The 18,354-nt window shown below is 64.7% G+C and carries 15 protein-coding genes and 1 tRNA gene; 3 read left to right on the forward strand and 13 right to left on the reverse strand.

Going from position 1 to position 18,354, the window contains the following annotated elements:
• Positions 1-91 precede the first annotated feature (91 nt).
• Together QW861_RS11680 and QW861_RS11685 are read right to left on the reverse strand one after the other, a co-directional pair.
• The gene (locus QW861_RS11680) at positions 92-1,621 is read right to left on the reverse strand and encodes a porin (RefSeq protein WP_315711381.1); all 1,530 of its coding nucleotides are present in this window, start codon (positions 1,619-1,621) and stop codon (positions 92-94) included.
• Positions 1,622-2,295: 674 nt separating this feature from the next.
• The gene (locus QW861_RS11685; protein ID WP_315752949.1) at positions 2,296-3,825 is read right to left on the reverse strand and encodes a porin; all 1,530 of its coding nucleotides are present in this window, start codon (positions 3,823-3,825) and stop codon (positions 2,296-2,298) included.
• A gap of 382 nt (positions 3,826-4,207) precedes the next feature.
• Between QW861_RS11685 and QW861_RS11690 the strand changes: the two genes are divergently transcribed.
• Positions 4,208-4,747: a MarR family transcriptional regulator gene (locus tag QW861_RS11690; protein WP_315729363.1), complete on the forward strand. Its 540-nt coding sequence runs from the start codon at positions 4,208-4,210 to the stop codon at positions 4,745-4,747.
• A gap of 66 nt (positions 4,748-4,813) precedes the next feature.
• On the opposite strand, the gene QW861_RS11695 is transcribed toward QW861_RS11690, so the two are convergent.
• Entirely contained in the window at positions 4,814-5,908 is a 1,095-nt protein-coding gene (locus tag QW861_RS11695) for a hypothetical protein (protein ID WP_315752950.1), read from the reverse strand.
• 569 nt (positions 5,909-6,477) lie between these two features.
• Positions 6,478-8,007 carry a porin gene (locus QW861_RS11700; protein ID WP_315752951.1) on the reverse strand — a complete coding sequence of 510 codons (1,530 nt, stop codon included), beginning with the start codon at positions 8,005-8,007 and terminating at the stop codon, positions 6,478-6,480.
• Between the two features lie 744 nt (positions 8,008-8,751).
• On the opposite strand from QW861_RS11700, the gene QW861_RS11705 reads away from it, so the two are divergent.
• Positions 8,752-8,845 (forward strand) — tRNA-Ser (locus tag QW861_RS11705).
• A 130-nt stretch (positions 8,846-8,975) separates the two neighbouring features.
• Here the strand turns inward: QW861_RS11705 and QW861_RS11710 are convergent.
• The 9 genes from QW861_RS11710 to QW861_RS11750 form a co-directional block, all read right to left on the reverse strand.
• Positions 8,976-9,329: a hypothetical protein gene (locus tag QW861_RS11710; RefSeq protein ID WP_315752952.1), complete on the reverse strand. Its 354-nt coding sequence runs from the start codon at positions 9,327-9,329 to the stop codon at positions 8,976-8,978.
• A 195-nt stretch (positions 9,330-9,524) separates the two neighbouring features.
• Positions 9,525-9,791, reverse strand: a complete 267-nt coding sequence (locus tag QW861_RS11715; RefSeq protein WP_315711373.1) for a hypothetical protein — start codon at positions 9,789-9,791, stop codon at positions 9,525-9,527.
• Positions 9,792-11,189: 1,398 nt separating this feature from the next.
• Positions 11,190-12,668 carry an Asp-tRNA(Asn)/Glu-tRNA(Gln) amidotransferase subunit GatB gene (gene gatB / locus QW861_RS11720; protein WP_315752953.1) on the reverse strand — a complete coding sequence of 493 codons (1,479 nt, stop codon included), beginning with the start codon at positions 12,666-12,668 and terminating at the stop codon, positions 11,190-11,192.
• Positions 12,669-12,673: 5 nt separating this feature from the next.
• Positions 12,674-12,970 carry a hypothetical protein gene (locus tag QW861_RS11725; protein ID WP_315752954.1) on the reverse strand — a complete coding sequence of 99 codons (297 nt, stop codon included), beginning with the start codon at positions 12,968-12,970 and terminating at the stop codon, positions 12,674-12,676.
• Positions 12,961-14,436: an Asp-tRNA(Asn)/Glu-tRNA(Gln) amidotransferase subunit GatA gene (gene gatA, locus QW861_RS11730; RefSeq protein WP_315752955.1), complete on the reverse strand. Its 1,476-nt coding sequence runs from the start codon at positions 14,434-14,436 to the stop codon at positions 12,961-12,963. Before gatA ends, QW861_RS11725 begins: the two co-directional genes overlap by 10 nt.
• Positions 14,433-14,669: a hypothetical protein gene (locus tag QW861_RS11735; RefSeq protein ID WP_315752956.1), complete on the reverse strand. Its 237-nt coding sequence runs from the start codon at positions 14,667-14,669 to the stop codon at positions 14,433-14,435. Before QW861_RS11735 ends, gatA begins: the two co-directional genes overlap by 4 nt.
• 64 nt (positions 14,670-14,733) lie before the next feature.
• Positions 14,734-15,021 (reverse strand): Asp-tRNA(Asn)/Glu-tRNA(Gln) amidotransferase subunit GatC, encoded by a 288-nt coding sequence (gene gatC, locus QW861_RS11740; protein ID WP_315711367.1) that lies wholly within the window; start codon positions 15,019-15,021, stop codon positions 14,734-14,736.
• Positions 15,022-15,128: 107 nt separating this feature from the next.
• Positions 15,129-16,205, reverse strand: a complete 1,077-nt coding sequence (locus QW861_RS11745; RefSeq protein WP_315752957.1) for a nitronate monooxygenase family protein — start codon at positions 16,203-16,205, stop codon at positions 15,129-15,131.
• A 9-nt stretch (positions 16,206-16,214) separates the two neighbouring features.
• Positions 16,215-17,201, reverse strand: coding sequence for a nitronate monooxygenase (locus QW861_RS11750; protein WP_315752958.1), 987 nt, complete (start codon positions 17,199-17,201; stop codon positions 16,215-16,217).
• A gap of 104 nt (positions 17,202-17,305) precedes the next feature.
• On the opposite strand from QW861_RS11750, the gene QW861_RS11755 reads away from it, so the two are divergent.
• A complete protein-coding gene (locus tag QW861_RS11755) occupies positions 17,306-18,196 on the forward strand; it encodes a LysR family transcriptional regulator (RefSeq protein WP_315752959.1) in 891 nt (296 codons plus the stop codon).
• Positions 18,197-18,354 lie beyond the last annotated feature (158 nt).

Here is an 18,354-nt window from a genome sequence, read left to right on the forward strand (position 1 = left end):
GTAGCGAGTAGCGAGTAGCGAGTAGCGAAGCCTGGGCTCCGCTCCGTCGTCAACTGCTATTCGCTACTCCCTATTCGCCATTCGCCCGCACTTACCAGTTGCGCTGGGCACGCACCAGCAGCGAGACCGAGTCCTGGTCCTTCAACTGGTAGGTCGTGGCCGGCTTGGCGACCGCCGCGACCGCCGGTGCGTTCGCCACGCCGGTGAACTTCTGGTCCAGCCGGGTCCAAGCGACGTCCGCAGAGAAGGTCAGATTCTTGACCGGCGTCCAGCGCGTGATCACACCCACCGTCGAGATGTTGAAGTCGGGGTTGCAATTCGCAGGCGTGATTCCGAGAGCGACCATGCCCGCACCGTTGCAGATCAGTCCCTTCGCGGTGTTGTTGTATCTGACGCCGCTCCAGGAGCCGTAGACCGCCGTATTCCAGAACGGATCCCAGTTGTGGGTAAAGGCACCCCGGAAGCCGTAGGTGGTGGTCAGCTGCTGCTGGGTATTCGCCCCGAACACCGAATCTGACACGCCGGCGAAGCCCAGGCTCTGGAAAGCGCCGGCCATGTTGCTGCCGCCGTACATCGCGTAGTTGATCGGCGCGAGGCTCTGGAAGTTGTAGCGGCTGGCACCGTTGGTGTAGACGCCCTGCAGATTGATGGTGTCGCCGGCGCCGGTCGGGATGTTCTTGATCGACAGGGCGAGCTGACCGGCATAGCCCCATTTATCGGCTGGATGCCCGGTCGTCTCGTTGGCACCGAAGAAGGCGGCGTGATTGTCGTGCGCCGCGAAGGACGCCTGGAACAGGCCCCAGGCCTGATCGACGCGCACCATGCCGACGATGTCGGGCGCGACGTTGCCGCCGAAATTCGACGTGCCATAGCTACCGGTGAGCACGCCGGCGGCCGTCTGTCCCGCCGTATTCCAGATCTGCGACTGCGAATACTGCGTCGCATCCTGGGCCGAGATCGCGGCCGTGATGCCCGAGCCGAAATCCGCGGTGTAGGTGAACTGGTTGACGCCGGTGATGGTGCCGCCGCCTCCCGTCAGACCGTCGAAATTGTTGCCGGGGTAGTTGGCCCAGGGCGCGTCGAACTGCGACACGGCCTTACCCATGGTGAAGCCGGCGAACTGGATGAAGGCATAGAAGACGCCGATCCCGCCTTGCGCGATGTTGCCGTCAGCCTGCGCTCCAGGCGCGCCCGCCGTCGAATAGGCAGTTGCGCCCGTGGCGGAGCCGGTCCCGGCATAGCTGCCCCCGGTCCACTGGAAGACACCGTCGAAGAAGGTGCGCACGACGCCATATTCGGTCGCGGTGCGGGTGTCGATGTTGAGGTCGGCGCGCGAACGCGTCGTGTAGTAGTTGCTGAGACGATTTCGCCCGCCGGCGACGCCGTTCACGGCATTCTGGAAGATCGTATTCGTGCCGAAGCCGGCCTCGACCCGCAGATAGCCGCCGAGCTTGATGCAGGTGTCGGTGCCCGGAATGTAGAAAAATCCGGCGCCGTACATCGAGCAGACCCTGACATACTCGACCGCTTTGGCCTTGATCGGAAGGTCGGCGGCCTGAGCCCCACCCATGGCGAGCAACGCCGCCCCTGAGCCCAAAACAAGGCTCCTCACAGTCTTCATACTAACCTCCAAATTGCTCAGTTCAGACCGGCCCGGCTCGACATCGAACGACCGCCCCAACGGTCAGCCCGTCTCCAGCTGCACCACAGTGCCCGCGCATAGCGTTGCAGTGGGAACGATCGCGAGGCAGAGTTGGTGCTTTATCGGACCATTCTCGTGACCGGCCGGATCACGCATGTGGCACGGCCGCGGCACGGCACGCGGTCGCCGGATCTCCAAGAGTAATGTGTCGGGGAAGACTTTCGCCGCCGAATGCGTGTCGCGGTCGTGGCGGGAATGCAGCAGGACGGACGTCGAGAACCGCGGCGAGCGCGAGGCTCAAACTCTCTGGCCCTGTCATCCCGGCAATCGTGGCACGGGCCCTCGCCCGCCCGAGGTCACGCAGGCCAAGCTTGGCTCAAACGCGCGGTCGAACCGAGCGAATCCGCCGACCACCTCTCACGGATGTTTGAGCCGCATGGCCACGAGGCGGTCGCGAAATTCCATCCAGATCGTATTGCGTCGCGTGGCCGCGCGGTGTGGTTCTCGGGCGGGTCGGCAGCATGTTTGTCAGCGACAAAGCGGCACGGTGAGGAATGCGGGTCTCGGTGCTGGAGCACGCGCTGGCGAGGCAAAGAAAAACCCCCGGCAGTTGCCTGCCGGGGGTTGGTCAAACCGTCGTGAGACGGTCTGGATCAGAAGTTGCGCTGAGCGCGGAGCAGCAGGACAGCCGACTGCTGATCCTTCAGCTCATACACCGCAGCCGGCTTGGCGACAGCGGCGGCAGCCGGGGCCGTGACCGAACCCGAGTGCTTCTGGTCGAGCCACGAGTAGGCGAAGTCGGCCGAGAAGGTCAGGTTCTTGACCGGGGTCCAGCGCGTGATCAGGCCGATGGTGGCCAGATCGAAGTCCGGATTACAGGTCGAACCCGCGTTGAAGGTCGCAACCACGCCGGGGCTGGTGCAGATCAGGCCCTTGGCCGTGCCGTTGTAGCGGACGGCAGCCCAAGACCCGTAGATCGCAGTGTTCCAGGCCGGGTTCCAGTTGTGGGTGTACGCACCGCGCACACCGTAGGTCGTGGTCAGCTGCTGCTCGCCACCCGTGGTGAACACCGAGTCGCCCACGCCGGCAATGCCGAGGCTCTGGTAGGCACCAGCCAGACCCGTGCTGCCGTACATCGCGTAGCTGTTCGGCATCAGGCTCTGGATGTTGTAGCGGCTCGCACCGTTGGTGTAGACGCCCTGCACGTTGATCGTGTCGCCAGGTCCGGTCGGGATGTTCTTGATCGACAGGGCCAGCTGAGCCGCCCAGCCCCACTTGTCGGCCGGGTGGCCGGAGGTCTCGGACGCGCCGTAGTAAGCGACATGGTTGTCATGCGCCGCGAACGACGCCTGGAACAGACCCCAGGCCTGGTCGACACGGACCATACCGACGAAGTCCGGAGAGACGTTGCCGCCGTAGTTGCTGGTGCCGTAAGCACCACCGATCACGCCAGCCGCCGTCGAACCCGCCACGTTCCAGAGGTTGTTCTGGTAGTAGGCGGTCGCATCCTGAGCCGAAACGGTGGCCGTGATGCCGGAGCCGAAGTCAGCGGTGTAGCTGAACTGATTGACGCCAGTGACCGTGCCGCCGCCGCCGGCGAGACCGTCGAAGTTGTTGCCCGGATAGTTCACCCAGGGCGTGTCGAACTGCGACACGGCCTTACCCATGGTGAAGCCGGCGAACTGGATGAAGGCATAGTACACGCCGACCGAACCCTGCGCGATATTGCCGTCAGCCTGTGCGCCCGGCGCACCAGCCGTCGAGTAAGCGGTCGCACCGGTGGCCGAACCCGTGCCGGCATAGCCGCCGGAGGTCCAGCTGAAGGTCAGGTCAGCGAAGGTACGGACCACGCCGTACTCGGTCGCCGTGCGCGTGTCGATGTTGATGTCCTGACGAGCGCGGGCCGTGTAGTAGTTGCTCAGGCGGTTATGCGCACCACCCTGGCCGCTGAACGTGCCGTTGAAGTCGCTGTTCGTGGCGATCGCCGTTTCAGCGCGGAGATAGCCGCCCAGCTTGATGCAGGTGTCGGTGCCGGGGATGTAGTAGAAGCCCGCACCATACAGGGAGCAAACCTTCACATACTCGACCGCTTTGGCCTTGATCGGAAGGTCGGCCGCCTGAGCCGCGGACATGGCGAGCAGAACTGCCGCCGAGCCGAGGACAAGGCTCTTAACCGTCTTCATTTAAACCTCCAAGTTGCTCTTTTGAGAAAGAACCGGACCAAGATCCCCCAGGACGATCCGCTTCCTCTGCTCCCGAAAAACCGCTTCAGCCGCTTCGCGCCATCGGACACACCCGCATCACGCGAGGGACTTAAGCGAACCACCTGTCACGGGACGATCGAGTAACCCCCCACCGTCATCAGGAACTATGCCTTCGCTCATTCGGTAAGCAAAATAGTTTATGCAGTCAGGTAATTGAATGAAGCCGAAATGTGTCTTGGGGGCAACACAATGGCAGCTTGTTGTGCAGCGCACGGGGGACGGCCGATGTCCTCCTAGATAAGTGATTTTGTTGCGGATTTTTTTTCTTTAGGGTCGAGCTTCGTACTGGAACTCCTGAGCAATGGCGCCCTTGAAGAACATGTCTGCCGCACCTGTGGAAGCGGACGCGCAACCGAAGACTGCCGAACATCTGCCGAAGAATCGCGACGCCATTCTTCGCTTCGCCCGGGAGATCTCCACGATCAACGTCCATCTGGAGGAGCTGAGGTACTTCTGGGCCAAGAGAATCGGCATCAGTGGCCCGCAATGGATGATCCTGATGGCGATCTCCGAGCTGGATCAAGGCGAGGGAGTCGCCGTGAATGCGGCGGCCAAGCGGCTGCACGTCGACCCTTCGTTCGTCACGACTCAGTCGAAGCTGCTCGAGAAGAAGGGCTTCATGGAACGCAAGCCCGCCCCCAACGATGCGCGCGTGGTCCGGATGTCGCTCACCACCAAGACCTCGGAGCAGTTCGCCGAGCTGGAAGCTCAGCAGGCGCAGATCTTCAGCTTCATCTTCGAGGAATTCGACGCTCGCGAGCTGGCGACCTTCACGGACAAGCTGGCTGGCCTCAAGGACCGTTTCGAGAAGGCCAGCGCGCGACTCACGATGGGACTCTGAGCCCCCCCGAGGCGGTCACGGCCCGACCGCCTCTTACGGGGGAGCTGGAACAGACATGCGGTCGCGTCAGCCTGGAGGCCGCTGAGACCCCGCCAGACGCTTGGCGATCCAGTCGAAGACGAAGGCATCGGCCTCGAGCCAATCGGCGCCCGCGCTGGAGACGATCTTCAGAGTGATGTCCGGGTGCTCGCGCTTGATCTGCGCGATCAGCCGGGTTGCGATGTCGGCCCGCAGCCAGCCACGCTCCGGCACCGTCACCAGCAGCGGACACATGATCTGCCGGGCCGCCAGCCCATCGCTGGCGATCGACAGCCTGCCCCGCTCGCCCGCACCGGGTCGGCGCGACAGGAAGACGCGCTCGTGAATATCCCACAAGCCGGCGTCGCAGACCGCTGCAGCATAGCGCGGATCGAGTGCGATGCCGCGCGCGACGAAGGACGAGCTCCAGTCATCCGCCAGGATCGCGATCCGGCCTTCGTCCACGTCGTCACGGGACGTCGCGTAGTCCATCACGCTTGCGATGGCTGATTCGAGATCGCGACGGCCGACGATCTCCTCGAAGCGGCAGTCCGGTCCGCTGCCCAGCAGATCGACCACCAGCAGCGCCAGGCCGCGCTGCTCCGCATGGCCTGCAAGCTTGAACAGGGAGGTTTCCTTGCGACGGCCGGGCTCACCGATGCAGATGACGGTGGGCGCCCTGCCTGCCTCGCAACGCGCCGGCAGGAAATAGGCTTCGAGCGGGTAGTCGGCGCGCCAGTGAATTGTGACGACCTCTCCTTGCGGATCGGCACCGCGCAGGAATTCGCGCGCACATTCGCGCATGCGGGACAGCACGACGGCCTGGCGGGAGCGTGAGCTGCTGAACGGACAGGCCGCAGCCTCATAACAATCGATCGCGCGCGACCATTTGCGAAACGCCAGCTCGGGACGGCCGCTGCTCACGGCGTCGGCGGCGGCAGCCTTCATCGCATCCGCGCATTGCATCCACTCGCGATACCAGGACTCGTCGTCGCTGGCCTCGATCCGCTGCGCAACCGCCAGACATTCCGCAAGCTCGGCCCGGCCCTCGGGCCGCGCTTCCAGCAGCCGCGTGATGGCGCCCGCCAGATCGTCTTGGTCGGACCACGGACGCAGCACTCCCACAGAGCCTTCCGAACTCATCTTTGGACTCATTCCTCACTGGCGTGACGGTGTGGCCCCGTCATCTGGCGGTCATGGTGACCATCCGGCATTTCCCGGTCAAGCCGATGAGCAACGATTTTTGGAGAGACGATCGATGTTTGCGCTGACGGCACGGCCTGCGGAGATCACGCCGAGGCTCTGCAATCGAGACGCAACGTCAGATGCTGGGCGGCGAGGAGATCCCGACATGAAGAAGCCTCCGGCGGGGCATCGCCAGAGGCTTCCTGGGGTCTAACATCGTATGATCGTCGTCTTGCGTCGGTGGTGAATGATTACTCAGGCATGACAAAATTAGCTTATCAACTCATCTGTTTTCAACACCATTTTTAAAAAAATACCAGCACGCAGCCAAACTACTGAAACGAATGCGATTTTCGAGCCACAGGCAATTGGATCCCTTGCTCAATTGCCTCGATCCGCCGATTTGGCATCGATCGCTGCTTGAGCGAACCAGACCCGGTGCCGCGCCGGAATGGGCGCCCGCACACAAGCAAAAACCCCCGGCAGTTTCCTGCCGGGGGCTCTTGAACCCGATCAGACGATCAGGATCAGAAGTTGCGCTGAGCGCGGAGCAGCAAGGACACCGAGTTCTGGTCCTTGAGCTGATAGACCGCAGCCGGCTTGGAGGTCGTGGTCGTGGCCGGAGAAACGATGTTGCCCGAGTACTTCTGGTCCAGGTTGGTCCAGGCCACGTCGGCCGAGAAGGTCAGGTTCTTGACCGGGGTCCAACGGGTGATCAAACCGAGCGAGGAGATGTTGAAGTCGGGGTTGCAGGTGAAGCCTGCGCCCGCGATCGCACCCATCGCCGCGCTGCCGCAGATCAGGCCCTTGGCAGTGCTGTTGTAGCTCACGGCAGCCCACGAACCGTAGATCGCCGAGTTCCAGGTCGGGCTCCAGTTGTGGGTGTAGGCGCCACGGAAGCCGTAGGTCGTGGTCAGCTGCTGCTCACCGCCGGTCACGAAGACCGAATCGCTGACGCCAGCGAAGCCGAGCGTGCCGTAGACACCAGCCGTGCTGCTGCCGCCGTACATCGCGTAGGTGGTCGGCACCAGGCTCTGAGCGTTGTAGCGGCTCGCACCGTTGGTGTAGACGCCCTGGATGTTGATGGTGTCGCCGGGGCCGGTCGGGATGTTCTTGATCGACAAGGCCAGCTGAGCAGCCCAGCCCCACTTGTCAGCCGGGTGACCGGTGAGCTCGGTGGCGCCGTAGTAGCCGGTGTGGTTGTCATGCGCCGCGAACGACGCCTGGAACAGACCCCAAGCCTGGTCGACACGAACCATGCCGACGATGTCCGGAGAAACGTTGCCACCGAAGTTGTTGGTGCCATACGAGCCGCCGATGATGCCGGCCGCGGTGATGCCCGACACGTTCCACATGTTGGTGGTGTAGTACTGGGTCGCGTCCTGCGCCGAGATCGCCGCAGTGATGCCCGAGCCAAAGTCGGCGGTGTAGGTGAACTGGTTGACACCGGTCACGGTGCCGCCGCCGCCCCACAGGCCGTCGAAGTTGTTGCCCGGGTAGTTGGTCCAGGGCGCGTCGAACTGCGACACGGCCTTACCCATCGTGAAGCCAGCGAACTGGATGAAGGCGTAGTACACGCCGATGCCGCCCTGGGCGATGTTGCCGTCGGCCTGAGCGCCAGGAGCGCCAGCCGTCGAGTAGGCGGTCGCGCCGGTCGCGGAGCCCGAGCCAGCGTAGGTGCCGCTGGTCCAGGTGAACGTCAGGTCAGCAAAGGTGCGGACCACGCCGTACTCGGTCGCGGTGCGCGTGTCGATGTTGAGGTCCTGACGAGCGCGGCTGTAGTAGTAGTTGCTGTTACGGTTCATGCCGCCGGCAACGCCGTTGACGGCGTTGTTGTACTGGCCGTTGCTGGCGAACGACGTTTCAGCACGCAGGTAGCCGCCCAGCTTGATGCAGGTGTCGGTGCCGGGGATGTAGTAGAAGCCAGCGCCGTAAAGCGAGCAGACCTTCACATATTCGACCGCCTTGGCCTTGATCGGAAGGTCAGCTGCCTGAGCCCCAGACATGGCGACGAGAGCGGCCGCCGAGCCCAGGACAAGGCTCTTGATCGTGTTCATAATGTTAAACCTCCAAGTTGCTCAGTCAGGGAAGGTTCCGCCTCCGCTGGGTGAGAGACACCCTTGGGGTTGGACCCGTTATCCCTCTTCGACCCGTCGCTCAGCCGCTTCGCGCTATCGGACACACCCGCATGAACGCGAGGGACTTGAGCGAACGACCTAAACGGGACGACGTTGGGATGCCCCCCTTCGTCGTGCGAGCAGAATTACCGAAGGCCTTTGCACACGCAACAAAGGAACCATCATTGCGGCGCTCGAGCGGCGCCTTTTCGGACCGGTGTTGCACAAAAGGCACGGAACCGTGGTTCTGCGGGAACACCTAAGTGGCTGTTTATGTTGTCGTTTTGTGACAACGCAATTTGGGGGGCTCAAGGCCACGAGCACTCGCCCGCCAGGAACCCGCCCCAAGTCAGGCGTCTGGGACCACGAATCCAGCCCACGCGCTGAACGAGAATCGGGTTGGAGGACGATGCCGTCTGCGCCCCTGCCACCGGCCGCCTTTGCAGACGACCCTCTATATTAGGGGTCCTCCGTGTCAGGGACCATCGAGAGGGCCGGCGCCGCCCGTCGACTTCCACGCCGTGCCGCGGCCGATCAACGGCAGGCTCAGCTCGCATCGATGGCCGAAGGTGAAGAGCACCGTCCGCACCGGTCCAGCGAAGCCGCGGCCCTGTGAGGATTTCGAAACCGCATGCAATCTGCCGCTTGCGGCTCAGCGCGGCGTCGGGCATACCGACCCTCGCCGGAGACGTGGCCGAGTGGCTGAAGGCGGCGGTTTGCTAAACCGTTATAGGGTTGTAAAGCCCTATCGAGGGTTCGAATCCCTCCGTCTCCGCCAGCCGCCCGTGGGCGCGGCCAACAGCCCCTCCCCCTGATCATCCGCCTCAACGCCGAGCCGTTCACGCACCTGCCGGATCGCAACGGACCGTGGCCGTCGTGATCACGGTTGCCGCTCAATCACGCGCGGTTCAATCGAACAAGCCACGGCTGATGTTGATCACGAAGGCGGCGGGCACGCCGATGATGGTGCCGACGAACCCATAGCCGAGCGCAGCCCACCATGACGCTGCGCCTCCTGCTCCCATCACGGCACCATAGATGGCGCCGAGACCCGCACAGAGGGCGGTCACCACGACGAGGCGGCGGTCATTATGGGCCTCGACCCGCAGACGCTTCAACTCGCGCCGGCTCTGCACCGCAGGCCCGGCCGGCTCGGTCGATCCACAATGCGGGCACGCCACTGCGCTGAAGGAGACACCGCTGCCGCAGTCATGGCAGTCGATCAGCTCTTGCCGCCGCGCCTGTCGCCGTGCCTGGCCCATGCCGTCAATCCCGCTTGTCTGCGTCACACCGAACGACAGATAGGAGATTTATCGGCGCGCGACGAGGCCCGCTTCCGACGAGAATGAGCGATCGGGCGCGGGTCACCCAGCGCCCCGGTTCGCGGCCGGCAACTCTGGCGCGTGCGGTATACCTCGCGCCGAAAGCGAGAGCCGCCAAGCCGCGGCTGAGCTCGCTCAGTGCGCGGTCATCCAGGCGCGCGCCTCGCGCTGCGCGGTCGCGATCTCGGCATCCGACATCTGCTCGGCGACCTCGCGGCGCATTGCCACGGCGTCGACGCGCCCCCTGAGGGCGGCGAGATTGAACCATTTGTGCGCAGCGATCAGATCGACCATACCGTCGCGACCGCTCGCATAGAGCATGCCGAGCTCGAACAGCACATCGCCGCTGGCGCCCTGCTCCGCGGTGGTCACGTCATCAAAATTGAGTTGTCCCTGAAACATCGTCGCTCTCCTTCGCTCGAGGAGGCGGCCGGTCACCCGAGCACGCCCCCGTCCAACTGTTCAACGCCTGGTTATCCCCATGCCGTCTCGCGGCTTATGCGCGAAGGATGACCGATCAAGTTTGAAAGGCAGTTTAAACATCGTGCTGAACGAGCCCTGAACGCGGAGCCCCGCATTTTCCCGGGCCGGCTTCAATGCATTGATTCGAAATGGATTCTTCAACTCGGCAAAGAGCGGTTTACCGTTCTGTTTGGCAAACTCATAACCATCCGCGAAAGCGCCTCACCGCGCTGGCGCGGAGCGCACCACGCCGTTGGTCAACAGCCGCACCGGGACTGGACACGTCTCGACAGCACGTGCGGGGGATTGCGCAGCGCGGTACGAGCACGGCTGCGCCGAGCTGCTGATGATGATGCCGTTCGTCTATGGGAAGGTTGGAGGCACACAGTCGCCAAAGGCGCAGTGCTCAAGGATCGAGGGCGTCGGCGAACACGTCAGGATCAGATCCCACTCTGGCTGATAGCCGCTCGTGAGATTGCAGACCGGAAACGCGATCTGCACCGAACGAAGAAATCCTGTTTCTTCTGCCGGACCGTACCGCGAGCGAAGCCGCTCTCGAGTTCGATCCGACCGTTGACCTGATGTCTCGCCGACACCCTCTATCGTCTGTTGGAGCTTCAGGAGATCCGCCCGGCTCTCGAGGAGCTATGCCGACCTGCGTTCCAACGACGTGCCGGCATCAGTTGCCGGACTCATCTCGCAGAGGACTGCGAGAGTTACTTCTTCTTGGCGACCTTCTTGGTCTTCTTGGCAGTCTTCTTCGCCGCGGTCTTCGCGACCTTCTTCACTGCCTTCTTCGCCTTCTTCGCTTTCTTGGCCATGTTGCCCTCCGATGTGAGATGGCTTAGTCGATGCGTGCACTCGGGAATCGAGCTGCACTCCTCATCGATACACCAACGAGTGAAAAAAAACAGCTTCCGGCTTAAGGAAGTGTTGACAGGCGCGCGCGTGTGCGGCTGACGAAACGCGCGAAGCAGCGCGTCGATCGATCAAGAAAATACAAACGTCTCCCTGCGCAAGGCCGCGATCGCAACTAATCGAGATTGCGCAAAAAGCCTGTGCTGCAAGTATTTTTCTGAACGGCTGAACAGCACGGCGCACGCGACGACGCCGGCGTGTCGGCGTGCAGACTCGCATGGTGAGAGCAACGCGCGGACTCTGAGTCGTAAATTTTGGCAATGAAAAAATTTTCATTGCACACGCCCTCGTGTGCGTTCGAACGCTCGGCAATGGTGGCTTTTTTGCGAATCGCGTGCGGCGATTCGCCGGACCGCGACGCCAAGACAAACGGCGCGCACCATGTGCGCGCCGCTGGAAACGAAGACGGGCGATCGTCGTTCAGATGCCGAGCTTGCTCTTCAGGAGATCGTTCACCGCCTGCGGGTTGGCCTTGCCGCCCGACGACTTCATCACCTGACCGACGAACCAGCCGGCGAGCTGCGGCTTGGCCTTCGCCTGCGCGACCTTGTCCGGATTGGCGGCGATGATCTCGTCGACCACCTTCTCGATCGCGCCGAGGTCGGTGACCTGCTTCATGCCGCGGCTCTCGACCAGCTCGCGGGGGTCGCCGCCCTCGCTCCAGACGATCTCGAACAGGTCCTTGGCGATCTTGCCGGAGATGGTGCCTTCGCCGATCAGCGCGACGATCGCCGCGAGCTGGGAAGCCGACACCGGCGAGGACGCGATGTCGCGGCCCTCCTTGTTGAGCCGGCCGAACAGCTCGTTGATCACCCAGTTGGCGGCGAGCTTGCCGTCGCGCGCCCGCTCGGACAGCGCCTCCAGGACGGCCTCGTAGAACGCAGCGCTCTCGCGCTCGGCCACCAGCACGGAGGCGTCATAGGGCGACAGGCCGAAATCCGCGATGAAGCGCGCCTTCTTCTGGTCCGGCAGCTCCGGCAGCGCAGCCTTCAGCTCGTCGACGAAGGCCTGGCTGAATTCGAGCGGCAGCAGGTCCGGATCCGGGAAGTAACGGTAATCGTGCGCCTCCTCCTTGGAGCGCATCGAGCGCGTCTCGCCCTTGTCGGGATCGAAGCGGCGGGTTTCCTGCTCGATCACGCCGCCGTCCTCGATGATCTCGATCTGGCGCCGCGCCTCGGCCTCGACCGCCTGGCCGATGAAATTGATCGAGTTGATGTTCTTGATCTCGCAGCGGGTGCCGAGCGGGCCGCCGGGCTTGCGCACGGAGACGTTGACGTCGGCGCGCAGGGATCCCTTTTCCATGTCGCCGTCGCAGGTGCCGAGATAGCGCATGATCGACCGCAGCTTGGTGACGTAGGCCTTGGCCTGCTCGGCATCGCGGATATCCGGCTTGGAGACGATCTCCATCAGCGCCACGCCGCAGCGGTTGAAGTCGATATAGGACAGCGACGGCGACTGGTCGTGCAGCATCTTCCCGGGATCCTGCTCGATGTGCAGGCGCTCGATGCCAACAGTGGCGGTCTTGCCGCCGTCGAGCTCGACCGTGACCTCGCCCTCGCCCACGATCGGGTCCTTGTACTGGCTGATCTGGTAGCCCTGCGGCAGGTCGGGATAGAAATAGTTCTTGCGGTCGAACACCGAGCGCAGGTTGATCTTGGCGTTCAGACCAAGCCCGGTGCGCACGGCCTGGCGCACGCACTCCTCGTTGATGACCGGCAGCATGCCCGGCATCGCCACGTCGACCAGCGAGACATGGCTGTTGGGATCGCCGCCGAACGCGGTCGAGGCGCCCGAGAACAGCTTCGACTTCGAGGTGACCTGGGCGTGGATCTCCATGCCGATCACGACCTCCCAGTCGCCGGTGGCGCCCTTCATCAGCTTGCCGCTGGTTGCCGTCATGGCCCTCAACTCCCCATCAGCGCGGAGACGATCCGCTCAAATTCGATATCCAATGCATCCTTGGCGACGGGCTGCCCGGCCTGCCGATACCAATAGGCGGCATTGCCGAGATCGCCTTCGACGCGATGCAGATGCGCGTGCGCCCACGCCGCGTCGCGGCCGGTCTCGTCCTGAATGATCTTGTGCGCCCGGTCCCAGTCGCCCTTCGCCAGCCACCACAGGCCGGTGAGCACCGGCGTCAGGCCGGCCGCGGGCGCGTCGCCCGCGAGGCTCGTCTTGAACCCGGCGACGCTTACCACCACCGGACCGGCGTGAAGCGTCCCGCCGCCTGCTCGATGACCTCGCCGAGCGAGAACAGCGTCTCCTCGTCGAACGGACGGCCGATCAGTTGCAGCCCGAGCGGCAGCCCCTGTCCGTCCTTGCCGGCCGGCACCGCGATGCCCGGCAGGCCCGCCATGTTCACCGTCACCGTGAAGATGTCGTTGAGATACATCTCGACCGGATCGGCGCCGCCCTTCTCGCCGATGCCGAACGCGGCCGACGGCGTCGCCGGCGTCAGGATCGCGTTCACGCCCCTCGCAAAGCAGTCCTCGAAATCCTTCTTGATGAGGGTGCGGACCTTCTGCGCCCGGATGTAATAGGCGTCGTAATAGCCGGCCGACAGCACATAGGTCCCGATCATGACGCGGCGCCGCACCTCGGGCCCGAAACCTTCGGCGCGGGTGTTCTCGTACAGCTCGCCGATCGACTTGCCGGGCACGCGCAGGCCGTAGCGGACGCCGTCGTAGCGGGCGAGGTTGGAGGACGCCTCCGCCGGCGCCACGATGTAATAGGCCGGCAGAGCGTATTTGGTGTGCGGCAGCGACACCTCGACGGTTTCTGCGCCGGCGGCTTCCAGCCACTTGCGACCCTCACTCCAGAGCTTCTCGATTTCGGCCGGCATGCCGTCGAGCCGATACTCCTTGGGAATGCCGATCTTCATGCCCTTCACGGACTTCCCGATCGCAGCCTCGTAGTCCGGCACGGGGATGTCGACCGAGGTCGTGTCCTTCGGGTCGTGGCCGGCCATCGAGCGCAGCAGGATGGCCGCATCGCGGGTCGAGCGCGCGATCGGCCCGGCCTGGTCGAGCGAGGAAGCGAAGGCGACGACGCCCCAGCGCGAGCAGCGGCCATAGGTCGGCTTGATGCCGACGGTGGCGGTGAACGCGGCCGGCTGGCGGATCGAGCCGCCGGTATCGGTTGCGGTCGCGCCCATGCAGAGCAGCGCCGCCACCGCCGACGCCGAGCCGCCGGACGAGCCGCCCGGCACCAGCGTGGTGTTGGAGCCCTCGCGGCGCCAGGGGTTGCCGACCGGGCCGAAGTACGAGGTCTCGTTCGACGAGCCCATCGCGAACTCGTCATTGTTGAGCTTGCCGAGCATCACCGCGCCATCGCGCCAGAGCTGCGAGGTCACTGTCGACTCGTAGGTCGGCACGAAATTACCGAGGATCTTCGAGCAGGCCGTGGTGCGGACGTCCTTGGTCGCGAACAGGTCCTTGATCCCGAGCGGAATGCCGGCCAGCGGCCCACCCTCGCCTCTATTGATCTTGGCGTCGGCGTCGCGCGCCATCGCGCGCGCCTGGTCCGGCGTCTCCATCACGAAGGCATTGAGCGCCCGCGCCTCCTCGATCGCCTTGAGATGGGCGTCGGTGAGTTCCAGCGACGTGAAGGTCTTGCTCGCGAGACCCTTGCGGGCCTCGGCGAGCGTCAGGGACGTCAAATCGGTCATTTGTTGATCGGGCTGCAGAAGAAAGGGGAAAGCGTCTTGTCGTCGGCCGCGTCGTCCGCGAAGAACTTGTTCTTCGCAGGGGGGGCTTTCTTGGTATTGGCGGCCGCTTCGAGCTGGTCGAGGATCTCGTTGACGGTCTTGTCCGGATCGGCGGCCTTGCCCTGCCGCTCCATGGCGTCGAGATAGTCCATATAGGCCTTGTAGGCCGCTTCATCGTCGCAGAGCAGGCACATGGCGTTGGCTCGCTTGTCGGTTTGAAGGAGCGGATCACGCGCGATAAGCGCGGACCTGCCCTGGCTATTCCACGACCTTCGGCACGAGAAAGAAGTTGTTCTCGGTCATGGGCGCGTTCTTGACGATGTCGTCGGCGATCTCGCCGTCAGTGACGACGTCCTGGCGCTTCTTCATCGCCATCGGTGTCACCGAGGTCATCGGCTCGACGCCCTCGACATTGACCTCCGACAGTTGCTCGACGAAGTTAAGCATCGCATTGAGCTCGCCCTGCAGATGCGGGACCTCGGCGTCAGTGACAGCGATCCGCGCCAATTGCGCGATCCGGCGGACGGTGGCGGCATCGACCGACATTATATAGGGCCTCACGGGACAAGGTGAACCCGCCCTATAGCAGAGCCCGCTTTCGCGCCGCAACCGGCAGCCTCCGGACTTTCTGGGGCAGCGCCCTGCCCGCAGCGTCAGCCCGCCATCCGCCGCAAGCGCGCCTGGGCCTGTTCGGCCAGTGTCCGCGTCAATTCGGCGGCCGGTAGCGCGCGCCCGAGCGGCAGCGCCTGCCCGGCCCAGAGATTGGTGAAATCGACCCTTCCCTGCTTCTCCGCGGCGGCCTTGAGCGGACCGAGCGCGGTGGCGGCATGCGGAAACGCCGGCGCATCCGGCGAGATCGGCCCGACCTCGCGCATCACCCGGTTGGCGACGCCGCGGGCGAGCCGGCCGGTCATCACGTTGGTGATGACGGTGGATTCGTCGTCGGCGGCGGCAAGCGCGGCGCGGGCCATCGCGCTGACCTTGGACTCGGGGCAGCGCAGAAACGCGCTGCCGATCTGCACGCCGCTGGCGCCGAGCGCGAACGCCGCGGCGATGCCGCGCGCATCGGCGATGCCGCCGGCGGCGATGACAGGCAGCTTCACCGCATCCACGATCTGCGGCACCAGCGCGAACGTACCGACCTGCTCGGCAAGCTTGTCGGTCAGGAACGTGCCGCGATGACCGCCCGCCTCCGCACCTTGCGCGATGATGACGTCGACGCCGTTCCGCTCCAGCCACACCGCCTCCCGCACCACGGTCGCGGACGCCATCACGACCGCGCCTGTCGCCTTCACGCGCGCCAACAGCGACGGCTCAGGCAGGCCGAAATGGAAGCTGATGACCTCCGGCCCCAGTTCCTCGACGACGGCGCACATCGCGGCATCGAACGGAGCGCGGTTCGCGGCCGTCACCGGAGCCGCCGGATCCACGCCATACTCCTGGTAATAGGCGCCGAGCCTCTGCTTCCATGCGGCCTCACGTGCCGCATCGGCCTCGACCGGCGTGTGGCAGAAGAAGTTCACGTTGATCGGCGCCGACACGCGCTGGCGGATGATGTTGACCTGCTCACGCGCCTTGTCCGCGGAGAGCATGGCGCAGGGCAGCGAGCCGAGCCCCCCGCCTTGCGCCACCGCGATGACGAGATCGGCATCCATCACGCCGGCCATCGGCGCGAGCACGATCGGGTGCTCGGTCTTGACGAGATCCAGGAAGCGGCGGTCGGGCCACATGGGCTGCTCCTATTGCTTGGCGAAGACGGCGGACGAGTTGCGCCGCCCTTGCAGGATCTGCGCGGCCTCATCGACGATGCGCGCGACGATCTCGGCGGCCGGCGGGATATCATGGATCAGGCCGACGGCCTCGCCGGCAATGACGGCGGCGATGTCGAAATTGCCTTCGGTCCGTGCCTTCACATAGTCCGCCGACACGTTCTCGACCTGCTGCAGCAGCTCCACCTCGCGCCCCATCCAGCGGCGCGCATGATCGTTGACCAGGCAGCGGCCGGTGAACGGCGCCGGCCAGACATTGTTGCGCGACAGATCAAAGATGATGCCGCGCACGGTCTCGCCGGATTTTGCCGCGCAGATCCGCCGCTTGGCCTCGTCGGCGCCGGCAGCCTCCCGGCTGGCATAGAAGCGCGTGCCGAGCAGCACGCCCTCCGCCCCCAGCATCAGCATCGCCGCAAGGCCGCGGCCATCGGCAAGACCGCCGGCCGCCGCCACCGGCACTCGCCCCGCGGCGAGGTCGACGATCGCCGGCACGAGATCGAGCGTGGTCCGCGACGCGCCATGGCCGCCCGCCTCGGTTCCTTGTGCAACCAGGATGTCGGCACCCGCCGCGATCGCCTGCTCGGCCATCGCCTCATCCTGCACCTGGCAAATCAGCAACGCACCAGCCTGCTTGATTGCCGGCGCGAACCGCGCAGGATCGCCGAATGACAGCATGATCGCCGCAGGCCTGGCGGCGAGCGCCACGTCGAGCAGATCGGGCTGCTTCGCCAGCGACCAGGTGATGAAGCCGATGCCGAACGGCGCAGGCAGGCCTTCAAGCCGTGCGGTCTCTTGCGCGAGCCAGGTTCGATTGCCATAGCCGCCACCGAGAATACCGAATCCCCCGGCGTCGCTGACCGCGTGCACGAGGCGCGCATCGGCAATCAGATCCATCGGCGCCAGCAGGATCGGCTGGCTGATGCCGAGCTTCTCCGTCAACGCCGTCCGCAGTGCCATGAAAGTCTCCTCAACTCTGGACGGCGACTTTAGGCGCGGCTAGCATTCTCTCAAAATGAATACTTGAGAACTCTGCCATCGCAGATTCAAAACGGAGATTGGCCGTGGAGCTGAGCGACCTCCAAACCTTTGCAGCCGTCGCGCGCAGCGGCGGCATCACCCGTGCTGCTGAGGCCCTCAACACGGTGCAGTCCAACGTGACCCAGCGGATCAAGGCGCTGGAAGGCGAGATCGGCACCGCACTGTTCGAGCGGCACAGCCGCGGCATGACCCTGACCCATGCCGGGCTGCGACTTCTGCCTTACGCCGACCGGATGGCGACGCTGTCGCGCGAAGCGCTGCTCGCCGCGCGCGATGACGGCGAGCCGAGAGGACCGCTGACGATCGGCTCGATGGAGACGACCGCCGCCGTGCGCCTGCCGACGCTGCTCGCGGATTTTCATCGGCGCTTCCCGGCTGTCGCCCTCGGTCTGCGCACGGCGCCAACTGCCGAGCTCGTGGCCGCCGTACTCGACGGGACGCTCGAGGGCGCTTTCGTGGCCGGCCCGATCGAACATCCCGAGCTCTCGGGTATCATCGCCTTCGAGGAAGAGCTGGTGCTGGTGACGGCCCGGCGCTTTGAAAGCCTGTCAGCCTTGCGTGCGGCCACGGCTGCCTCCGGCCCGACGGCGCTGGTGTTCAGGGCCGGCTGCACCTACCGGCAGCGGCTGGAGCAGGTCTTCAACGATTTCGGCTGGCCCGCGGCCGCGCGCATCGAGCTCGGTACGCTCGACGGCATGATCGGCTGCGTCGCCGCTGGCATGGGCGTCGCGCTGCTGCCACGCGCTGTGGTGACGCGAAACGAGATGATCGGCAGCGTCAGCCTGCACACGCTCGATCCAAGTCATGGACGCGTCGAAACCCTGTTCATCCACCGCCGCGCGGCGCATCGCAGCAGCGGCCTCTCGGCCTTCATGGCCGGACTCGCCGGCCGGGACCACGACATCGCAGCCTGACGCGATTCATTCAAAGATTGTGCTGAGCATCGCCAGCGAACGGCGCATTCCATTGCGCGAAATGACGTTTTCGCGCAGGGAAAAAGAGCCATTTCGACCGATGCGACTTTCGGGCGCTGTGCAGCGCACGCGCGCGAAATAGCTTTGTCTGGCCATCC

The sequence above is a fragment of the Bradyrhizobium sp. SZCCHNRI1029 genome, from assembly GCF_032487555.1.
Taxonomy (GTDB): Bacteria; Pseudomonadota; Alphaproteobacteria; order Rhizobiales; family Xanthobacteraceae; genus Bradyrhizobium.

What these genes read in the sequence shown, in the direction of transcription:
- QW861_RS11680 (WP_315711381.1), bottom strand. Translation starts at nt 1,621, where the DNA reads ATGAAGACTGTGAGGAGCCTTGTTTTGGGCTCAGGGGCGGCGTTGCTC.
- QW861_RS11685 (WP_315752949.1), bottom strand. Translation starts at nt 3,825, where the DNA reads ATGAAGACGGTTAAGAGCCTTGTCCTCGGCTCGGCGGCAGTTCTGCTC.
- QW861_RS11690 (WP_315729363.1), top strand. Translation starts at nt 4,208, where the DNA reads ATGGCGCCCTTGAAGAACATGTCTGCCGCACCTGTGGAAGCGGACGCG.
- QW861_RS11695 (WP_315752950.1), bottom strand. Translation starts at nt 5,908, where the DNA reads ATGAGTTCGGAAGGCTCTGTGGGAGTGCTGCGTCCGTGGTCCGACCAA.
- QW861_RS11700 (WP_315752951.1), bottom strand. Translation starts at nt 8,007, where the DNA reads ATGAACACGATCAAGAGCCTTGTCCTGGGCTCGGCGGCCGCTCTCGTC.
- QW861_RS11710 (WP_315752952.1), bottom strand. Translation starts at nt 9,329, where the DNA reads ATGGGCCAGGCACGGCGACAGGCGCGGCGGCAAGAGCTGATCGACTGC.
- QW861_RS11715 (WP_315711373.1), bottom strand. Translation starts at nt 9,791, where the DNA reads ATGTTTCAGGGACAACTCAATTTTGATGACGTGACCACCGCGGAGCAG.
- gatB (WP_315752953.1), bottom strand. Translation starts at nt 12,668, where the DNA reads ATGACGGCAACCAGCGGCAAGCTGATGAAGGGCGCCACCGGCGACTGG.
- gatA (WP_315752955.1), bottom strand. Translation starts at nt 14,436, where the DNA reads ATGACCGATTTGACGTCCCTGACGCTCGCCGAGGCCCGCAAGGGTCTC.
- QW861_RS11735 (WP_315752956.1), bottom strand. Translation starts at nt 14,669, where the DNA reads ATGTGCCTGCTCTGCGACGATGAAGCGGCCTACAAGGCCTATATGGAC.
- gatC (WP_315711367.1), bottom strand. Translation starts at nt 15,021, where the DNA reads ATGTCGGTCGATGCCGCCACCGTCCGCCGGATCGCGCAATTGGCGCGG.
- QW861_RS11745 (WP_315752957.1), bottom strand. Translation starts at nt 16,205, where the DNA reads ATGTGGCCCGACCGCCGCTTCCTGGATCTCGTCAAGACCGAGCACCCG.
- QW861_RS11750 (WP_315752958.1), bottom strand. Translation starts at nt 17,201, where the DNA reads ATGGCACTGCGGACGGCGTTGACGGAGAAGCTCGGCATCAGCCAGCCG.